The organism is Vreelandella sp. 2A-K22 (assembly GCF_054065485.1).
Genome location: NZ_JBSUGC010000018.1, coordinates 16,680 through 36,844, shown reverse-complemented (window position 1 = coordinate 36,844; position 20,165 = coordinate 16,680). Strand labels below are relative to the sequence as shown.

16 protein-coding genes are annotated in these 20,165 nt (G+C 58.1%); 4 read left to right on the top strand and 12 right to left on the bottom strand.

Features of this window, described 5'->3' with window-relative positions; genetic code table 11:
• Positions 1–28: 28 nt before the first annotated feature.
• The 9 genes from ubiB to ACW17M_RS21310 all read right to left on the bottom strand — a co-directional run bounded on the left by ubiB (position 29) and on the right by ACW17M_RS21310 (position 10,585).
• Positions 29–1,651, bottom strand: a complete 1,623-nt coding sequence (gene ubiB / locus ACW17M_RS21350; RefSeq protein ID WP_278370591.1) for a ubiquinone biosynthesis regulatory protein kinase UbiB — start codon at positions 1,649–1,651, stop codon at positions 29–31.
• Positions 1,648–2,304, bottom strand: a complete 657-nt coding sequence (locus ACW17M_RS21345) for a ubiquinone biosynthesis accessory factor UbiJ (RefSeq protein WP_027958644.1) — start codon at positions 2,302–2,304, stop codon at positions 1,648–1,650. Before ACW17M_RS21345 ends, ubiB begins: the two co-directional genes overlap by 4 nt.
• Positions 2,305–2,380: 76 nt before the next feature.
• A complete protein-coding gene (ubiE, locus tag ACW17M_RS21340) occupies positions 2,381–3,136 on the bottom strand; it encodes a bifunctional demethylmenaquinone methyltransferase/2-methoxy-6-polyprenyl-1,4-benzoquinol methylase UbiE (protein ID WP_009287442.1) in 756 nt (251 codons plus the stop codon).
• Positions 3,137–3,285: 149 nt separating this feature from the next.
• Positions 3,286–3,669 (bottom strand): gamma-butyrobetaine hydroxylase-like domain-containing protein, encoded by a 384-nt coding sequence (locus ACW17M_RS21335; RefSeq protein ID WP_027958645.1) that lies wholly within the window; start codon positions 3,667–3,669, stop codon positions 3,286–3,288.
• Positions 3,670–3,781: 112 nt separating this feature from the next.
• A complete protein-coding gene (gene hslU, locus ACW17M_RS21330; protein WP_009287441.1) occupies positions 3,782–5,104 on the bottom strand; it encodes an ATP-dependent protease ATPase subunit HslU in 1,323 nt (440 codons plus the stop codon).
• 52 nt (positions 5,105–5,156) lie between these two features.
• Positions 5,157–5,690: an ATP-dependent protease subunit HslV gene (hslV, locus tag ACW17M_RS21325; protein ID WP_113268993.1), complete on the bottom strand. Its 534-nt coding sequence runs from the start codon at positions 5,688–5,690 to the stop codon at positions 5,157–5,159.
• Between the two features lie 138 nt (positions 5,691–5,828).
• The gene (locus ACW17M_RS21320) at positions 5,829–6,563 is read right to left on the bottom strand and encodes an SPOR domain-containing protein (RefSeq protein ID WP_022522105.1); all 735 of its coding nucleotides are present in this window, start codon (positions 6,561–6,563) and stop codon (positions 5,829–5,831) included.
• Between the two features lie 3 nt (positions 6,564–6,566).
• On the bottom strand, positions 6,567–8,252 hold the full coding sequence (argS, locus tag ACW17M_RS21315) for an arginine--tRNA ligase (protein WP_457548058.1): 1,686 nt from the start codon (positions 8,250–8,252) through the stop codon (positions 6,567–6,569).
• Positions 8,253–8,386: 134 nt separating this feature from the next.
• A complete protein-coding gene (locus tag ACW17M_RS21310) occupies positions 8,387–10,585 on the bottom strand; it encodes a primosomal protein N' (protein ID WP_457548066.1) in 2,199 nt (732 codons plus the stop codon).
• Positions 10,586–10,853: 268 nt separating this feature from the next.
• Here ACW17M_RS21310 and rpmE point away from each other — a divergent pair, with 268 nt between their 5' ends.
• Together rpmE and ACW17M_RS21300 are read left to right on the top strand one after the other, a co-directional pair.
• Positions 10,854–11,069: a 50S ribosomal protein L31 gene (gene rpmE, locus ACW17M_RS21305; protein ID WP_081742600.1), complete on the top strand. Its 216-nt coding sequence runs from the start codon at positions 10,854–10,856 to the stop codon at positions 11,067–11,069.
• A gap of 356 nt (positions 11,070–11,425) precedes the next feature.
• Complete coding sequence (locus ACW17M_RS21300; protein WP_457548057.1) at positions 11,426–12,697, top strand: malic enzyme-like NAD(P)-binding protein; 1,272 nt, start codon at positions 11,426–11,428, stop codon at positions 12,695–12,697.
• Between the two features lie 71 nt (positions 12,698–12,768).
• Here ACW17M_RS21300 and ACW17M_RS21295 read toward each other — a convergent pair whose 3' ends face one another.
• On the bottom strand, positions 12,769–13,587 hold the full coding sequence (locus ACW17M_RS21295; RefSeq protein ID WP_022522108.1) for an acyl-CoA thioesterase: 819 nt from the start codon (positions 13,585–13,587) through the stop codon (positions 12,769–12,771).
• A 113-nt stretch (positions 13,588–13,700) separates the two neighbouring features.
• Between ACW17M_RS21295 and tadA the strand changes: the two genes are divergently transcribed.
• Positions 13,701–14,171, top strand: a complete 471-nt coding sequence (tadA, locus tag ACW17M_RS21290) for a tRNA adenosine(34) deaminase TadA (protein ID WP_027958651.1) — start codon at positions 13,701–13,703, stop codon at positions 14,169–14,171.
• 10 nt (positions 14,172–14,181) lie between these two features.
• Here tadA and mltF read toward each other — a convergent pair whose 3' ends face one another.
• Positions 14,182–15,645 (bottom strand): membrane-bound lytic murein transglycosylase MltF, encoded by a 1,464-nt coding sequence (gene mltF / locus ACW17M_RS21285; RefSeq protein WP_009287436.1) that lies wholly within the window; start codon positions 15,643–15,645, stop codon positions 14,182–14,184.
• A gap of 208 nt (positions 15,646–15,853) precedes the next feature.
• On the opposite strand from mltF, the gene purL reads away from it, so the two are divergent.
• The gene (gene purL, locus ACW17M_RS21280) at positions 15,854–19,804 is read left to right on the top strand and encodes a phosphoribosylformylglycinamidine synthase (RefSeq protein WP_009287435.1); all 3,951 of its coding nucleotides are present in this window, start codon (positions 15,854–15,856) and stop codon (positions 19,802–19,804) included.
• Positions 19,805–19,902: 98 nt separating this feature from the next.
• Here the strand turns inward: purL and ACW17M_RS21275 are convergent, their stop codons facing one another.
• On the bottom strand, positions 19,903–20,142 hold the full coding sequence (locus ACW17M_RS21275; RefSeq protein ID WP_027958654.1) for a hypothetical protein: 240 nt from the start codon (positions 20,140–20,142) through the stop codon (positions 19,903–19,905).
• Positions 20,143–20,165: the final 23 nt, after the last annotated feature.

The following is a 20,165-nucleotide window of genomic DNA, read 5'->3' as shown; positions in this document are numbered from 1 at the left end:
AATCCTCGTAAACGTTTAGTGCGTCACTCTATTGCCATACCAGCAACAGTAGGCCAATGGCGGCGGCCGCTAGTATCGGCCACTCCTGAAGTGCAATCCAGCCGCTTAAGGGCTGCCAAGCCAGTGCCAGCGCCAGCAGAATCAAGCCAAGCCGAAGGCGGTAGAGGCGTTTGCCCTGGCGCGCCATCTGCACCCGCATGGCGTTGATCGATTCGACTTGCTGGTGGCGCTGGCGATGCTCGTGCTCCATACGGCTTAGCGCCTGGTGAGCCAGTACGGGCAGTTCGGGCAACTGGTGCGAAAGCTCCGGCGCCTGGCGCTTCAGCGACTCCCATAAACCGCTGACCCCGGCACGCTCTTTCATCCACTGCTCTAAATAGGGCTTGGCGGTACTCCACAGATCTAGATCCGGATAGAGTTGGCGCCCCAGGCCTTCAATATTGAGCAGCGTTTTCTGCAACAGTACCAGTTGCGGCTGTACTTCCATATTAAAGCGCCGCGCGGTTTGAAACAGCCCCAATAGCACCTGGCCGAAGGAGATATCTTTCAACGGCTTCTCTAAAATGGGCTCACAAACGGTGCGAATCGCCGCTGCGAATTCGTTAGCGCGGGTGTTTTCGCCCACCCAGCCGGATTCGATGTGCAGCGCAGCGACTTCATAATAGTCCTGGTGGAAAAACGCCAGTAGGTTACGCGCTAAGTAGTCCTGATCTTCCCGGGTCAGGCTGCCGACGATGCCGCAATCGATGGCAATGTATTGGGGATCTTCGGGGTTGTCACAGTTGACGAAAATATTGCCTGGGTGCATATCCGCGTGAAAGAAGTTGTCACGGAATACCTGAGTAAAGAACAGCTCGACGCCGCGCTCTGCAAGCTTCTTCAAATTAGTGCCACGAGCAATCAGGGTATCTAAATCGGCGACCGGAATACCGCGAATGCGCTCTTGCACCATCACATGGCGGCGGGTGAAGGGCCAGTAGATGGTGGGCACAAACAGCAGCGGTGAGTCTTTGAAGTTGCGCTTGAGCTGCGAGGTGTTGGCGGCCTCTTTGTAGAGATCCAGCTCGTCAAACAGCGTGGCTTCGTAGTCGCGAATGACTTCCACCGGACGCAGGCGACGCGCCTCGGGGATTTTGGAGAATAGCTTGGCGACTTGGTACATCAGCGCCATATCCTGACGCATCACGCGATCAATGCCGGGGCGAATGATTTTCACCACCACGTCTTCACCGCCGTGCAGTCTTGCCGCGTGCACCTGGGCAATCGACGCCGAGGCCAATGGCACTCGGTCAAACTCAGCAAAGGCCTCTTCCAGCGACATTTCCAGCGCTTTCTCGACCCGGTCGGCGGCTTGATCACCGGGAAAGGGCGGCACCTGATCCTGCAGGCGTTTCAGCTCATCGGCGATATCCGCTGGCAGCAGGTCGCGACGGGTCGAGAGCATTTGGCCGAATTTAATAAAAATCGGCCCCAGTGCTTCCAGCGACAAGCGCAGACGTTCGCCCCGCGAGCGCTTGCCAACGGGGATCAAACGTAGCGGAGAAAACCATAGCAGCGCCCGGAGCCACCAGGGCAGCCGCTCTAGCGGCAGCAGTGTGTCAAGCCGGTGGCGGCTGATCACCCAGCTTATCCGCAGCAGACGCAGGCTCATGGGCGCGACTCCTGTGGCGCAAGCTGTAGCTGTTCTAGACGTCGCTGTAAGCGGTTTAGTCGCGCTTCCAGGCGATCGGTCGCCACCTCTAACTCGGTCAGATGCTCGCGCAGTAGGCTACGCTGCTGCCGCCCTGGCAGCAGGCGTGCCTCTTCAAAGACATATTCAGAAACATCCTGCATCAGCTCGTCTTTGGCACGCAGCCCCCAGCGGGCAGCGCGGCGCAGTCCCTCGGCCAGGGAGTGGGCGGGCATATCGCCCAGCCAGCGGGCCAGCTCGCTCTCCCAGTCGATGTCCAGGTCGAAGAGCAGGTCTCGAGTGGCTTCAAGCAGATGGATACGCCCGCGCACCGCCAGCTTGCCGTCAAACATAAGGCGTTCAATCGAGGCGCCGCTGATCCACTCGGAAAACGTTTCCGGGGTGAGCTCTACCACTGCGTCTACGTCGGTTTCATCAACGTCATCGCCGCGCATCAAGTCGAGCCCGGCGTGATGGTAGTGAATGACCAGTGCTAAGTGGGGCTGCTCAAGGCGCACCAGTAGACGGCTGCCCGCCAGTGCCGCTAGCCGTTCAGGAGCAGCGGGGTCACGGGAGAGCAGGGCGTTGAGCGTGCGTTCACAACCGGCCAGCAGCAGGGTCGGGGTTACCAGCATGCTGACCTCTTGGTAGATAGCGTCATCGGCCGCAGGGACGTTGTCTGGCTTTTGGACGTCATGCTGTTTTGCAATGTCATAACTTAATGCCGCGGTGCAGCGCAACGATACCACCGGTCAGGTTGGTGTACTCAACCCGCTCAAGCCCCGCCTCTTCCATCATGGCTTTAAGCGTTTCCTGATCTGGGTGCATGCGAATCGACTCCGCCAGGTAGCGGTAGCTGTCGCCGTCCCCCGCCACCAGTTCACCCATTTTGGGCAGCAGGCGAAAAGAGTACTCATCGTAGGCCTTGGAGAGCAGCGGGTTGTTGGGTTTGGAGAACTCCAGCACCAAAAGACGGCCACCGGGCTTGAGCACACGGGCCATGGAGCGCAGCGCGGCGTCTTTGTCGGTGACGTTACGTAGGCCAAAGGCAATGGTGATGCAGTCGAAGCTGTTGTCGGGAAACGGCAGACTTTCGGCATTGGCTTGAACATACTCGACGTTGCCGCCTACACCGTTATCCATCAGTTTGTCGCGGCCCACTTTGAGCATGGAGGCGTTGATGTCGGCAAGTACGACTTTGCCCCGGGGGCCAACCAAACGGGAGAACTTAAGCGTTAAATCCCCTGTGCCGCCCGCGATATCCAGCACGTGGTGACCAGGCCGCACCCCTGCGCGTTCAATGGTAAGACGCTTCCAGACTCGGTGGATGCCCATGGACATCAGGTCGTTCATCACATCGTAGCGGGCAGCCACGGAGTGGAAAACATCGGCCACTCGTGAAGCTTTTTCATCAACTGGGACTTCCTGAAAACCAAAGTCAGTGGTGCGTTTTTCTGTGGGGCTCATTGGGCAGTAGCTCCCGAATTCGAGGCGATGGCAAATCGACCTTAGGTCTTTTGACCCTGAGATCGACGCGATTAAAAGTTAACGCCATTGTAGCCTTGTCCACCCTGGCTTGTCTGCCTGGCTTCTTGTATAGGATATGAGTCAGGTAGTCACAGTTGCTTGAATTGAATGCTGGCGGGCTCTCGCGAGGCACCGGCCTCTTTTAAACGCTGCAAGTAGTTGTTCCAGTAGGCTTCTTGGTGGGTCGCGAGGTCATACAGGTAGTTCCAGCTAAACAGCCCGCTGTCATGGCCATCATCGAAGTGCAGTTTCAGTGCATAGTTGCCCGCCTGGGTAATATTTTGCAGGCCGACATCTTTTTTACCCACTTGCAGTACCGCGGTGTCGCCGCCGTGGCCACGCACTTCGGCGGAAGGCGAATAGACGCGTAAAAACTCAACCGGGAGGTGAAAACTCTCCCCATTGGCGTAGCCAAGCTCCAGCTCGCGGGCCTGTTTATGGTAGTGAACCCTAGTGGGGGTGGGCGCATTCATGATGAAACCTCATCGCTAAGTGTCCATGGCTTATGAACATAGCAGCAAGCCCGCAAAGAGCGGGCTTGCTGTTGCTGACGATACCAATGCTGATGATAACAGCAGACGCAGCTTACAAAATATACCGCGACAGGTCTTCGTCGACCGCCAGTTCGCCAAGCTGAGCATTGACATAGTCGCCGTCAATTACCAGCGGGCTCTCCATATCGCCGCCTCGGAAAGAGGCTTCTTCCAATAGCCGCTCCATCACTGTGTGTAGGCGGCGGGCACCGATATTTTCAGTGCCTTCGTTGACCTGCCAGGAGATCTGAGCGATGCGCTCGATACCGTCGGGAGTAAACTCTACGTCCAGCCCTTCGGTGGCCAGCAGCGCTTGGTACTGCTTGGTCAGCGAGGCGGAGGGCTCGGTGAGAATGCGCTTAAAGTCGTTGGGCGTTAGCGCGTCAAGCTCAACCCGGATCGGCAAGCGGCCCTGTAGTTCAGGGATCAGATCCGATGGGCGCGACAGGTGGAAAGCACCGGAGGCGATAAACAGGATGTGATCGGTTTTAACCATGCCGTACTTGGTCGAGACGGTGGAACCCTCTATCAGCGGCAGCAGATCTCGTTGGACGCCCTCACGGGAGACTTCGCCACCGCTGGACTGGCCGCTACCCTTGGCGACTTTATCGATCTCATCCAGGAATACGATGCCGTGTTGCTCGACCGAGTAGACCGCGCGGGATTTGATCTCTTCCTCGTTGACCAGCTTGCCCGCTTCTTCATCGCGCAGCAGTACCAGCGCCTCTTTGACTGTTACGCGGCGGTTTTCACGCTTCTGCTGGCCCATGTTGGAGAACATGCTCTGCAGCTGGCTGGTCATCTCTTCCATACCTGGTGGCGTCATGATATCGATGCCTTGGCCCTGGGAAGAGATTTCGATATCGATCTCTTTATCGTCCAACTGCCCTTCGCGAAGCTTCTTGCGGAAGGTCTGGCGGGTGCCGCTGTCTTCACGGGGTTTATCTTCCTGACCTCGAGGCGGCGGCAGAAGGGCATCCAGTACGCGGTCTTCTGCAGCATCTTCGGCGCGGTGGCTAACTTCTTCTTTGGCCTGTTCGCGCACCATCTTGATCGCCGCTTCCATTAAGTCGCGGATAATCGACTCTACATCACGGCCTACATAACCAACTTCAGTAAACTTGGTCGCCTCGACTTTAATAAACGGCGCTTTAGCCAGTTTGGCCAGGCGGCGGGCAATCTCGGTTTTACCCACACCGGTGGGACCGATCATCAAAATATTTTTAGGGGTGACTTCTGGGCGCAGGTCGTCATCGAGCTGCATACGGCGCCAGCGGTTACGCAAAGCAATTGCCACGGCGCGTTTGGCATCCTGCTGGCCAATAATGTACTGGTCTAGAGCGTGAACAATTTCGCGGGGTGTCATCTGAGTCATATCGGTAACCTTAAATGTGCATTAAGCAGCGTTGGGTGGTCGCGTGGACTAATTAGCGACCGTCAATCGACAGCTCTTCGAGCGTTACGTGGTGGTTGGTGAATACACAGATATCACCAGCGATAGCCAACGACTTCTCGGTGATGTCACGCGCCGACAGCTCGGTGTTTTCCAGCAGCGCTCGGGCGCTGGCCTGGGCGAAGTTGCCGCCAGAGCCAATGGCGATAATGCCGCGCTCGGGCTCCACCACATCACCGTTACCGGTAATGATCAGCGAAGCGCTATGGTCGGCGACGGCCAGCAACGCTTCCAGACGGCGCAGCGCCCGGTCAGTGCGCCAATCTTTGGCAAGCTCAACCGCTGCCTTGGTCAAATGCCCCTGGTACTTTTCCAACTGCGCTTCAAAGCGCTCAAACAGCGTGAACGCATCCGCCGTGCCACCTGCAAACCCGGCCAGTACCTTACCGCGGTAGAGGCGGCGTACTTTGCTGGCGTTACCTTTCATTACGGTATTGCCCAGCGATACTTGGCCGTCGCCAGCGAGGGCGACCTGATTACCACGACGAACGGAGACAATAGTGGTCATGGAGATAACTCCTTGGGGGAGGCGAGCTCCCGATGACTGGCAGGCCACTCAATAAGCGACCATTGTTTAAGCGTTCACAACAAAATGCGGGCGGCTGATAAAAAATCAACCGCCCGCAGGGTAATCCAGGAGGGATTATTAGTTTTGCAGTTGGATAAGCAGCGGCTCAATTCCTTGGGTATTCATTAAATCCTGGGCCCGGTTCAACTCACGGGTGTCCTCGTAAGGTCCCACTTGTACCCGGTGCCAGGTATTGCCATCCGCCTTTACTTCGCTGATTTCCGCCAGCAGGCTTAAATTGCGCAGTCGGCCACGCAACTGTTCGGCGTCGCTGGCTTCACGAAACGAGGCCGCCTGAAGCATATAGCGCCCTGGGGTATTGGTGGCCGCTTCATTCTCCTGAGCCGCCGATACCTGATCTTCAGGTCGGGTGTTGGCGGCAATCACCTGGGCGATGGGGTCGTCGCCTGCAGCGCCAGAGGCCGCAGCACTATCGGCTGTCGGTTCGGGAGCCTCCGGGCGCACAACGCTTGAAGGCAGAGAGACGCCGGGGGCAATGACCTCGGTTTCCGGCAGCAGGGTATAAAATTCAAACGTCGGCATCGACGGTTCAGCGGCTTCCTCGGTTTCCCGAGCGGCGGCGCGCTCTTCGCTACCCGAGGGCTTGGGCAGTACCGTGGCTTGAGGCGCTTCGTTCTGCTCTTGCCAGGGGGCGGTGCCGTGCTGGTGCTGAGCCAAAAAGAAGCCCGCCGCCATACCGGCAAGGCCCCACAGCCAGCCGGGTAGGCGGAAGCCGCCGCCTGAGCTGCGTTTGGACTTGCGCTGCGATGTGGCTCCGCGGCGGGGGGCGGGCTTTTTGCGCGGGCTAGCCATTGCTTACATCTCCTCTGGGGCGCTAACCCCCATTAAGTCAAGCCCGTTGCGCAGCACTTGACGGGTGGCGAGGCCTAGTGCCAGGCGCGTATTGCGCAGGGTGTCGTCCTCGACCATTACTTTGACGGCGTTGTAGCAGGTGTGGAAATCGCCGGAAAGGTCGAGCAAATACTGGGCAACCTGCTGTGGCTCGCGGTTTCTGGCGGCGGTTTCCACTACTTCAGGGAAGCGCGCTAGCCGGTTAAGTACGGCTTTCTCCTGGTCGCTGTCCAGCAGCGCTAGGTTGGCCAGTGCCAAGGCGTGATCAAACGGCTGGTCGGCATCCTGGGCTTTGCGCAGCATGCTGCAGACCCGGGCGTGGGCGTACTGGATGTAGTAGACCGGGTTGTCATTCGACTGGGAGCGGGCCAGGTCGATATCAAAGGTGAGCTGCGAGTCGGCGCGGCGGGCGGCGAGGAAGAAGCGCGTGGCGTCGCGGCCCACTTCGTCGATCAAGTCGCGCACAGTGACATAGCTGCCGGCGCGCTTGGAGAGTTTTACCTCGACGCCTGAGCGGGTAACCATGACCATCTGGTGGAGCACGTAGTCGGGCCAGCCTTTGGGAATGCCTGCTTCCAGTGCCTGTAAACCGGCGCGTACGCGGGTGACGGTGGAGTGGTGGTCGGCACCCTGCTCGTTGATCACGGTTTTGAAACCGCGCTGCCACTTGTCCAGGTGGTAGGCCACATCAGGCAGGAAGTAGGTGTAGCCACCCTCGCGTTTGCGCATTACGCGGTCTTTGTCATCACCGAAGTCGGTGGTGCGTAGCCACATGGCACCATCTTCTTCATAGGTGTGGCCTGCGCTCACCAGTTTTTCAACAGTGGCGTCCACCTTGCCATCTTCATAGAGTGAGGACTCTAGGAAATAGACGTCAAACTCCACGCCGAAGGCTTTTAGATCCAGATCCTGTTCGCGACGCAGCCACGCCACGGCAAACTCTTGAATCGCATCTAAATCGTCAGGGTCTTTTTTGGCGGTGACTTCACGGTCATCGGCGCTGACCGTTTTGCCTGCCAGGTAGTCGTTGGCCACATCGACGATATACTCGCCGCGATAGCCGTCTTCGGGCCAGCTATCGTCGTCAGGGCCTAAGCCTTTCACCCGCGCTTGTACCGAACGCGCCAAGTTGGCGATCTGGGCGCCAGCGTCGTTGTAGTAGAACTCGCGGGTGACATCAAAACCGGTGGCTTCGAGAAGGCGGCATAGGCAGTCGCCAATCGCTGCGCCCCGACCGTGACCTACGTGCAGCGGGCCGGTGGGGTTGGCGGAAACGAACTCGACTTGAACCTTCTCGCCTTTGCCCACCATGCTGCGGCCAAAGGTGTCGCCGCAGTCGAGCACCTGGGCAACGATCTGCGCCGCGGCATCGGCGGCGGCGAAAAAGTTGATAAAGCCGGGGCCCGCAATCTCGGTTTTTTGGATAGCGTCGCTTTCGGGGAGCGCGGCTACCAGCGCGTTGGCTAGTTCACGAGGATTTTTGCCTGCCGGTTTGGCCAGCATCAGCGCCAAGTTGGTGGCGTAATCGCCGTGGGCCTTGTCTTTGGTAGGATCCACTTTGATGGTGGGCTGAAGGTCGTTTGGCAGCACGCCTTGGTGCTTGAGCGCGGTGATCGCGCCTTCGAGCAGAGAAACTATCGTATCTTTCATGTGGGTATCCGGTTACGTCTGTGGCGGCGTGTGCTAACGCGCAGCAGTAAAGGTGCGTCGGCAAAGCGGCTATTATCGGCAATTGAGCCGCAGTTTCAAAGGCGTGTTGCTAAACAAGTGCCAAGAGATAAGCGCTAAGCGAGGGTTTGTGGGTCGATATCAATCGACCAGCGTACCTTGCGGGCCTCTCGATTGGCTTCAAGCCACTGCACCAGCCAGCTAACGGCCGGGTGTAGTTGGCTGCGTTTATCGGCTGCCAGCATAACGTGTAAATGGTAGCGGTTCTGGCGTCTTTCCATCGGCGCGGGCACAGGCCCCAGGCAGCGGGTGGCTACGCCGGTCTCTTTTAACCATTGGCGCAGGGCTTGAGCGGCCTGTTGCGCCATGGCCAAAGCGGCCTCCTCTTTGGGGCTTTCGATGCGTAGCAGCGCCATAAAACAGAACGGGGGCAGCTGGGAAATGCGCCTTTCTTCCAACATATTGCGCGCAAGGGCCCCGTAGCCATGTTCAGCCAATTGGCCCAAGTGTGGGTCGTCGGGGTGGAGGGTTTGCACCAGTACTCGGCCTGGGTGGGCGGCGCGACCGGCACGGCCCGCTACTTGTTCAAGTAGTTGGGCGCTGTGCTCCAGAGCGCGAAAATCAGCGGCGTAGAGGCCGCCGTCGGCATTGACGACCACGACAAGTGTGACGTGGGGTAGGTGGTGCCCTTTGGCGAGCATTTGAGTACCGACCAACACGCAGGGTTCGCCGCGCTGAATCTCTTTGAGTACCTGTTCAAAACTGTCCCTGCGCCTAGTACTGTCGCGATCGATGCGGTGGATAGTGGTTTTCGGGAACAGCGTTTGCAGCGTTTCTTCAGTGCGTTCTGTGCCGCTACCCAAGGCGCGCAGATCGCCGCTGCCACACTCGGGGCAAGCGTCCGGTAGGGCGCGGCGGCTATCGCAGTGGTGGCAAGCCAGTAGGGGAGGCTGGCGGTGTAGCGTCATGCGTGCGTCGCACTGGCCACACTCTGCCATCCAGCCGCAGGCGTGGCAGGCAAGTGTCGGTGCAAAGCCGCGCCGGTTGATAAAAATCAGCACCTGCTTGCCAGCGCTCAAGGTGCTTTTAATCGCTTTGATGGCACCGGGTAGCAGACCGCCCTGGCGGCGTTGGTGGCGTAGATCAATCAGCTCCAGCTTGGCTGGCGGGTGCTGGCTGGGGCGCTGGGTCAGGCGTAGGTGGCGGTAAGCGCCGCTAAGTGCTTGGTGCAGACTCTCCAGGGAGGGGGTGGCACTGCCCATCAGTAGCGGGATTTTATGGTAGTGGGCCCGGGCCACGGCTAAATCGCGGGCGTGGTAGCGCAAACCGTCGTGCTGTTTGTAGGAGCCGTCGTGCTCTTCATCGACAATAATCGCGCCGGGGTTGGCCAGCGGGGTGAAAATCGCCGAGCGGGTGCCGATGATAATGAGCGCCCGGCCGCTGGCGGCGGCTTCCCACACATCTAGCCGTTCGGGGTCGGTGAGGCCTGAGTGCAGCGCCACCACGGGTACCCGAAAGCGGCTTCTAAAGCGGGCGAGTGTCTGTGGGGTTAAGCCAATTTCCGGTACCAGTACCAGCGACTGCTTGCCCTTGGCGGCGACGGCTTCAATAAGCTGCAGGTAGACTTCTGTTTTGCCGCTGCCGGTGACACCCTCGAGTAAGCAGGGGTGATAGCCATCGAGTTTTTCATGCAGTGTGGCCAGCGCCGTCGCCTGTTCACGGTTAAGCGGCAGGGCCGGTGTTGCCAGTAAGTTGCCGCTGGGTGGCGTTGGGGCAGTGAGGATGTGTTCCTGGCTGGATGCGAGGCCTTTCTTCTCCAGCGCTAATAGCTGGTCGCGGGCAAAGCCGTGGGCGCTAACCGCACGGCCAGGCAACCCATGAGGGTGTTGGCGCAGCAGCGCATGCAGCTCGGCTTGCTTGGGCGCTCGGCTGAGTATTTCTTCTGCGCCTTCGCCTTGGGCAAGCCAGAGAGTCTGGGTGCGCCCAGCCATGGGGTGCCCCTGGCGTAGCCGTGCAGGCATGGCGTGGTGCAGGGTGTCGCCTAGGCTGTGCTGATAATAACGGGCGGCAAAGCGGCATAGCCATAGCCAATCCTCCGGCAACGGGGCATCATCCAGCGCTTCGCTGATGCTACGCAGTTGGCTGCGCGAAAGGTCGCTGTGGTCGGCTAATTCGACGACCACGCCAACGACTTCGCGACGCCCAAAGGGCACCCGCACTCGCAGCCCCGGCTGCCAGCCGCAGGGGGGCGTTTCCCTGGAAGGCAGGTAGTCGAACAGGCGGCGCAGCGGCGAAGGCAGCGCTACCTTGAGCACTTGATCGAGTGCTTGGGAAGATCTTTGGGACGGTCTTTGAGACTGCCCTTGAGAATATGCCTGCGAAGAAAAAGAGTCAGCCAATTGGCCTCCGGCGTTAGTTTTGCTAGAATATGCGACCGCTCTGAATCCTAACGATCTTTATCGATCTATTTGTAAAGACCTATCGTAACGACAGAGCGGCTAACCGGTTAGTCGTTTTTTCCAAACCCGTATGCGGTACCTGGCACGAGATCAGGTGGCGGCATATAGCTTCGTGAGGCTCGAAATGAGACAAGGTATTCACCCGAATTACAACACGGTCACCGCCAGCTGTTCTTGCGGCGCCACTTTCCAAGTAGGTACGACCTCTGGTCAGGACTTCTCCTTGGATGTGTGCTCTAACTGCCACCCGTTCTACACTGGTAAGCAGAAGCAAGCGACCACTGGTGGCCGCGTAGAGCGTTTCAACAAGCGTTTCGGCGCTGCTGTTAAGCGCGGCTAATCCCAGTCGGATAGCCATATCGCCAGCATGCCTGTTCCTATCAGGCTATTCCTATAAGGCTATGCTCGCGCAAAACCCACGCCTCGGCGTGGGTTTTTTGTGAGCTGGATATGCTTGCTGCATGAGCTTTGTGTGGAAAAATTTTCCATAAATGCTGTTGTGCAGCGATAAGTAAAGCATTATGAGTAAAGCCTGTTTGCATAAGTTTCTGCAAATAGTGGCTAAAAGTGACGAATGTGAAGATAAAATTCAGTTAAACGAGCGTTTTGTCGTAAGTTGACAGCGCGCTTGAGGCGCTATGGTTTTTTCTATATTCTGAAACGACTTATCTACTTTATGTTAACTGGACTCTGACCATGACGGATGCAAATAAGCAGGCTGCTTTGGATTATCACGCGAAACCGATTCCCGGTAAGCTTTCGGTGGAGTTGACCAAACCCACCGCGACAGCACGGGATTTGGCACTGGCGTATAGCCCAGGCGTGGCTGAGCCAGTACTTGAAATCGCCAGGGATGCGGAAAATTCTTACCGCTATACCGGCAAGGGCAATCTGGTCGCCGTCATTACCGATGGCAGCGCTATTCTGGGGTTGGGTAATCTGGGCCCGCTGGCGAGCAAGCCAGTGATGGAAGGCAAGGGCGTGCTGTTTAAGTGCTTTGCAGGCATCAATTCGGTGGATATCGAAGTGGATGCGGAAAGCCCGCAGGCGTTTATCGATACCGTCGCGCGCATTGCCGATACCTGGGGCGGGATTAACCTTGAAGACATCAAGGCGCCGGAGTGTTTTGAAATTGAGAAAGCACTGGTTGAGCGCTGCAGCATCCCGGTCTTCCACGATGACCAGCACGGCACCGCAATTGTGACAGCGGCCGGCATGCTTAATGCCTTGGATATCGCGGGCAAAAAAATTGAGAACGTCAAGATCGTTTGCATGGGTGCAGGGGCGGCGGCGATTGCCTGTATGCGGCTGCTGGTCTCCTGTGGTGCAAGTAAAGAGAATTTGGTAATGCTGGATCGGCGTGGCGTTATTCATACTGATCGCGAAGGTATCAACGAATATAAGGCTGAATTCGCCCGCGATACCGAGATGCGCACCTTGGACGATGCCATCGACAATGCTGACGTCTTTATCGGCCTGTCAGGCCCAGGGCTGCTGTCTGCTGAGCAGGTGAAAAAAATGGCGCCAGATCCGGTGATTTTTGCCTGCACCAACCCGGATCCGGAGATCCATCCTGACGTTGCCCGGGAGGTGCGCCCGGATGTGATCATGGCGACCGGCCGTTCGGACTTCCCGAACCAGGTCAATAACGTGCTGGGCTTCCCGTTTATCTTCCGCGGTGCTTTGGATGTTCGCGCCACGCGCATTAATGAAGAGATGAAGCTGGCCGCGGTGCATGCCTTGAAAGACCTGGCCCGCGAGCCGGTTCCTCAGGAAGTGCTGGACGCCTACGAGCGCACCGAGATGAGTTTTGGCCGCGAGTACATCATCCCCACGCCGGTCGATATTCGCTTGCTGGCGCGGGTTTCCTCGGCGGTGGCGCAAGCCGCGGTTGATTCTGGTGTCGCCCGTAAGCCTTTCCCGGCGCACTACCCGCTGCAGTCAATTAATGACGTTTATGGCGGTTAAGGCACTGCTCCCTGGTTAGTCGATTTACGCCCGCTGCTTAGCGGGCGTAAATGTTTTGAGAGATTATTTATTTAGCTTTGAGAATAGCGTGTTAACCCTTCCTGAGCGGTGGAGGCCACTAAGCGGCCATCGCGGCTGTAAATATGCCCCCGCGCCAGCCCGCGAGCGCCGCCTGTCCAGGGTGAGTCGATGACGTATAACAGCCAATCGTCCAGGCGGGTGTCCTGGTGGAGCCACAGGGCATGGTCAAGGCTGGCAATGCGTAGCTTGGGGTCTCGGTACTCAATGCCATGGGGAATCAGGCTGGTGGTCAGCAGATTGAAGTCAGAGGCGTAAGAGAGCAAGTGGCGGTGCAACGCCGGGTCGTCTGGCAGCGTGCCGGAAAGACGAAACCATAAGCATTGGCCAGCAGGTGTACCGTTGTCGGGGTTGCCGGGTAGATGCACAAACTCAATCGGGTGACCGGGAAAGCGGTCATGCTTGGCCTCGCCGTTCTCGATTAACGCTTCGGGTGTCGGCACATCCGGCATGGTGCGCTGATGGCTAAAGCTCGCCTCAGCGCTTTGAAAGGAGGCGCTGCAGAAGAAGATTGGCCGGCCTTTTTGAATGGCAGTGACACGACGGGTCGTGAAGCTGCCGCCATCGCGAATGGTATCCACTTGGTAGACAACGGGGCGATGTGGGTCACCAGGACGCAGAAAGTAGCCGTGCTGAGAGTGCGGGCGGCGCTCAATGGGCACTGTGCGCGCAGCGGCTGCAAGCGCTTGGCCGAGTACCTGACCACCATAGAGCTGAGGAAAGCCTAGATCCTGACTCTGGCCACGATATAGCGTCTCTTCCAGCGTTTCTAGCTCCAGTAACGCTACCAGTTTGTTCAGCGCGTCTGTCATTCTCGGTATCCTTGCGGCTGTCTCAATCGAATGCTGTCGATGAAAGTGAGTTGCTACGACGGGGGACAACCCTTTCATACGATCGTTTAGCTACCTTAGCGGAGTTTACGTTTATGCGCAGCGATGAATTTTACATGCACCGGGCGCTTGACCAAGCACACTTGGCCGCTGCGGCAGGTGAGGTGCCCGTAGGGGCGGTTGTCGTCGATGCGCAGGGGGAGGTCATAGGCGTTGGCTGCAACGCCCCGGTAGCCAGTTGCGACCCCAGCGGCCATGCGGAAGTTCGTGCGCTGCGCGAGGCGGGGCAGCAGCAGGGGAACTATCGGCTTGAGGGCTGCACGCTGTTTGTCACCTTAGAGCCGTGCATGATGTGCGCAGGGGCGATGATACATGCTCGCCTAGCCCGTTTGGTTTACGGTGCTGCTGAGCCTCGGGCTGGCATGGTTGAATCAAAGGCTAACCTACTGGCGCAGCCGTGGTTCAACCATCAGGTCGCGGTGACTGGCGGTGTATTAGCAGCACCCTCGCAAAAATTACTGAAGCGTTTTTTCACCGCGCGACGCGATCAACTTAGCCAGAAATAGTTAAGAAGTGTTAATCAAGCGGCGGCACAAGTTCGAACAATAGCAGTGGATCATCGTTGACTGACGTTTGTTCTAGTTGGAAAAACTGCTGGCGGCTACGTTCAACATACTCAATCATTTCGTAGTAGCGACGGATATTGCGTACGTATATTACTGGCTCGCCACCACGGGCGTAGCCATGCCGCGTTTGGCTGTGCCATTCACGCTGCTGTAGCAGGGGCAGTGCGGCGCGTACATCCGTCCAGCTGTCGGGGTCACCGCCTCGCATCTCGGCAATCTTACGGGCGTCGTATAAATGCCCTAGCCCCACATTATAGGCAGCCATGGCCATAAAAAGCCGGTCATCACCGGTAATGCTTTCCGGTAGGCGGTCTTTGATGCTGCGCAAATAACGGGCACCGCCATCAATGCTTTGGGCCGGGTCGGTGCGGTCGCTGATGCCCATCTCGCTGGCAGTGGGGTTGGTTAGCATCATTAAACCACGCACCCCGGTCGGCGAGACCGCATCTGGATCCCAGTGCGACTCCTGGTAGCCCACGGCCGCGAGTAGCTTCCAATCAAAACCTGTTTCCTGGGCGGATTGCTGGAATAATTCAGTATAGCGGGGCAGGCGTGCATCCAGATGGTCAAGAAAGGTGCGGGTACCGACATACTCCAAGTAGTCGTCATGACCGAAGTAGCGGCTGACTAGCTGATCTAGCGTGCCGCTCTCCTGCAGGTCTTGGAGGAAGCGATTAGCGGCTTCGAGTAACCCCAAACCGCGACCGCTGGGCACTGCCCATGCCATGGAGAGCGGGTCGCCGAGGATAAAGCCACGCTCAACGTTGGGGAAAAACAGCCGGTTCAAGCGGAACTGATGCTCAAAAATAACCGCTGCGTCCAGGGTGCCGTTTTCAACCCGGGCCAGCAGTTCGGCGACCTCCAACTCATGGGACTCTTTCCAGCTTAGGGTGGGGTGGCGTTTCTGGAGATCGCGCAGTGCTTCGCTGGTACCCGCTTCGCTAAGCGTACCAAGCTCCAGGCCGACAAGGTCGCTTGGTTCACTAATACCATTAAGCCCGCGCCGGTATACCACTAGCGGCTGCATCTTGATAATCGGACGGGTGTAGTAAACACCAGAGGGGTTAGGCAGCAGGGGTAGCGCTGCCGCGCCCAGGTCGCCGCTCTCACGTACCGCCGGCAGCACGCTTTCAGGGTGATGGCGGGCGTTAAGGTTAAGACTCACCCCTAGATAGTCGGCAAAGCGGTGCATTAGCTCGTACTCAAAGCCGGTAGGGCCCTGGCGACCTTGGTAATAAGTGGTGGGTGTATTACGGGTGTGAACGGTAATAAAATCTTTTGCAGTGATCTGAGTCAGATGCTCGCCGGGAGGAACCAGGGAGAGGGTGGGCACCAGAGTCAGAAGCGTAATCGCTATTAGCGCATAATAAGCGCTGGCACGGGCTACAAAATGTCGGCAAATCAACGTCAGCATGGCGTCTTGTCGGCATGAAACAAGCTGCCACGATACCCAGCCAGGGGCAGGCTGTCACCTTGTTGATTTCGTGTGACGGCTGGTTTCCAGTATCATAGGCGTTTTCCGGTACCACATTATCTGTGTTTTCCGGCACCATAAAAGCACGGCCGCCTAGCGGCCCGGTGATTTCCCTGCTCGAATTTCCCTGCTCTAGAGGCTTCAGGATATGCTCGAACTGCGAGGCGCGCCCGCCCTTTCTGCCTTCCGTCATGCTCGGCTGTTAACGGTGCTGCGTGAACGTGTTCCCGAGGTGGAAGCGCTGTCTGCCCACTATGTTCATTTTATCGATGTTCACTCCCATGAGCGCCGCGAGGAACTGGATGACGCTGCCCGCGAACGTTTGGTGCAGTTACTTGATTACGGTACTCACTCGAGCGTAGAGGTTCCTGAGCGCGCCCAGCGCTTTTTGGTGGTGCCGCGCCTAGGCACCCAGTCGCCCTGGTCATCCAAGGCGACTGATATCGCCCACAACTGCGGCTTGCGCCAAATTAGCCGCATCGAGCGCGGCATCGATTACCGGGTCAGCTTCACCGCGATGCCGGACGAAGAGAGTTTGAGCGCGCTGGCGGCACTGCTACACGACCGTATGACCGAAACCGTGCTAGCCGATGCCTCGGACGCCGCTAAGCTGTTTGCTCAACACGACCCGGCACCGCTGGGCAGTGTGGATATTCTTGAGGGTGGCCGGGATGCGTTGGCAACGGCCAACCAGGCGCTGGGGCTGGCGCTGGCAGAAGATGAAATCGACTATCTTGTCGATGCTTTCAATGAGTTGGGGCGTAACCCCAGCGACGTTGAGCTGATGATGTTTGCTCAGGCCAACTCTGAGCACTGCCGTCACAAAATCTTCAACGCCGATTGGATGATCGACGGCGAGCTGCAGAGCCACTCGCTGTTTAAGATGATCAAGAATACCTTTGCGTCGTCGCCGGACAATGTTCTCTCGGCTTACAGCGACAATGCCGCTGTGATCAAGGGCAGTCAGGCTGGTCGCTTCTTTGCCACGCCGCTGACAGGCGTTGACGACGAGCGTGCACTCTACGCCACTCATCAGGAACCCATTCATATCCTGATGAAGGTAGAGACCCATAACCACCCCACCGCGATTGCCCCTTTCCCAGGCGCGGCGACCGGCTCCGGTGGAGAAATCCGTGACGAAGGTGCTACCGGCATTGGGGGCAAGCCCAAAGCGGGTCTTTCAGGTTTTACGGTTTCCAACCTGCGCATTCCAGAATTCGTACAGCCCTGGGAAGCCTTTGATTACGGCAAGCCAGGGCGTATGGAGTCGGCGCTCAATATTATGCTCGAGGGCCCCATTGGGGGCGCCGCGTTCAACAATGAATTTGGCCGCCCCAATCTAACCGGCTATTTCCGCACCTACGAGCAGGAGTCACTTAACGACGGCGGTATCGAGCGGCGCGGTTTCCATAAGCCGATTATGCTCGCCGGTGGTTATGGCAATATCCGTGCCCACCATGTTCAGAAGGGTGATATCCCTGTCGGCGGCAAGCTGATTGTGATGGGTGGCCCGGCGATGTTGATTGGCCTGGGCGGCGGTGCAGCCTCCAGCATGGCCTCCGGCACTTCCAGTGCCGATTTGGATTTCGCTTCGGTGCAGCGTGAAAACCCTGAGATTGAGCGCCGTGCTCAAGAGGTGATCGACCGCTGCTGGGCGCTGGGGGATCACAACCCGATTCGCTTTATCCACGATGTTGGCGCGGGTGGGCTCTCCAATGCGTTGCCCGAGCTAGTAAAAGATGGCAACCGTGGTGGTCGTTTTGATCTGCGCGCGGTGCCCAACGCCGAGCCGGGTATGAGCCCGCTGGAGATTTGGTGTAATGAGGCCCAGGAGCGTTACGTGCTTGCGGTTGCACCAGAGGATTTGGATACATTTGATGCCCTGTGCAAGCGCGAGCGCTGCCCCTATGCGGTAGTCGGCGAAGCCTTGGAAGAGCACCATCTTGAAGTGCGCGACGGCCATTTTGAGAGTAAGCCGGTTGACCTACCGATGAGCGTGCTATTCGGCAAAGCACCCAAGATGCAGCGCGAATTTGAGCGTCGCAATCCGGAGCTCTCCGGCATGATGCTGGATAATCTTGACCTGCGCGAAGCACTTGATCGCGTACTGCGCTTACCTACCGTGGCCTCCAAAAGCTTCCTGATCACCATTGGTGACCGCTCGATCACCGGCCAGGTGGCTCGCGACCAAATGGTCGGCCCCTGGCAAGTGCCGGTAGCCGATGTAGCGGTGACCACGGCAAGCTTTGATACCCACACCGGTGAAGCCATGGCCATGGGGGAACGTCCCCCGGTAGCCTTGATCAACCCTGCTGCTAGCGCTCGCTTAGCGGTGGCCGAAGCGATTACCAATTTGGCGGCAGCACCGATTGCCAAACTGAGCGATATCAAGCTCTCCGCTAACTGGATGAGCGCGGCGGATCACCCAGGTGAAAATCAGGCGCTTTACGATGCGGTTTATGCGGTAGGTATGGAAATGTGTCCGGCGCTGGGCATTGCGATTCCGGTGGGCAAAGATTCGATGTCGATGCGTACCGCTTGGCAGGATGAGAACGAGCAGGGCGAATACGAAGAGAAGAGCGTGACGTCGCCCCTTTCACTAGTGGTGACCGGTTTTGCTCCGGTGACCAACGCCCTGGCGACGCTCACGCCGCAGATCAATCTGGATCAAGACGAGTCGGATTTGATTTTGGTCGACCTGGGCAACGGTCAGAATCGGTTGGGCGGCTCCGCTTTGGCGCAGGTGTATGGCCAGGTGGGCAATGACTGCCCCGATGTGGACGACCCGGAAGATATCAAAGCGTTCTTCGAAGTCATTCAAGGCCTGAACCGCGACGGCAAGCTGCTGGCGTATCACGATCGTAGCGATGGTGGCCTGCTGGTCACGCTGCTGGAAATGGCCTTTGCTGCCCACGCCGGGCTTGAGATCAAGCTCGACTGGATGATCGACGAGCCAGTGGAGGCGTTGAACGCGCTGTTCTCGGAAGAGCTGGGTGCCGTGATTCAGGTCAATCGTGAACACACTGAAGAAGTGCTGGCGCAGTTTGCCGTGGCGGGTATCGAAACCTGTGGCGTCATCGCCCGCCCGCGTTACGATGACCAGGTGCGCGTCACGCTGTTTGAAGAGCCTTTGCTGGAAACCACTCGTCAGCTTACCCAGCGTACCTGGACAGAAACCAGTTACCGTATGCAGGCGCTGCGCGACAACCCCGAATGCGCCAAGAACGAATACGACAATCTGCTCGATGGCCGCGACCCGGGGCTATCTGCCACGCCCACCTTTGATATTAATGAAGATATCAGCGCGCCTTATGTCAACACAGCTAAGCCTGCCATGGCGGTGCTGCGTGAACAGGGCGTCAATGGCCAGGTAGAAATGGCCTGGGCTTTCGATAAGGCCGGGTTTGAGGCGGTGGATGTGCATATGAGCGACATCCTGGCGGGGCGTGTTTCGCTGGAAGAGTTCAAAGGGCTTGTGGCCTGCGGTGGCTTCTCCTACGGCGACGTGCTTGGTGCTGGCGGTGGCTGGGCCAAGTCGGTGCTGTTTAATGAGCGCGCCCAGGAGCAGTTTGCGGCGTTCTTCGCCCGCGACGATAGTTTCTCGCTGGGCGTATGTAACGGTTGCCAAATGCTCTCGCAGTTGAAATCGCTGATTCCTGGCGCTGAAAACTGGCCGACCTTTGTGCGCAATGAGTCCGAGCAATTTGAGGCCCGCGTTTCCATGGTGCGGGTTGAAAAGAGCCCCTCGATTCTGCTCGCCGGTATGGAGGGCTCAAAACTGCCCATCGCCGTTGCTCATGGTGAAGGGCAGGCGGAGTTCCGAGACAGCGCTCATCTGCGCAGCATGCAATCGAGCAACCAAATTGCTCTGCGCTATATCGATAACTACGGCCAGGCGACCACGCGCTACCCGGCAAATCCCAACGGCTCACCGGCGGGCATTACCGGTCTGACCACGCCGGATGGCCGGGTGACCATTATGATGCCCCACCCTGAGCGCGTTGCTCGGGCGGTTACCAACTCCTGGCGCCCGGCAGAGTGGACTGAAGATGGCGCCTGGCTGCGACTATTCCGCAACGCTCGGGTTTGGCTCAACTGATTCCAGTAATGCTCCAGATAGTGCGTTGGGCATAGCGCCCATGTTAACGGCGGATTTTTTTCCGCCGTTAACAGTTACGCGAGTCGTGACAACAGTTATTAAGAGTGCCGCTCGGGAGCGCTAGCCGGTGTTTTATCAGCTCCTTCGGGTGGCAATCCTAGTTTGGCCTCCAGCGTTTCAAGCTCTAACCGGTAGCGCTCAACGAGGTATTCGAAGCGCCCAAAATCATGTCCGCAATCCATGCAGAACACATGGGCTTTACCACGCCGCGTGGCGGGAAGGCGTTTTAAACGACTGCTGCATTCCGGGCACTCTGGGCTGAAATGGTTGGTTGTCATTGCTCACCTCACTAGTATCTTCT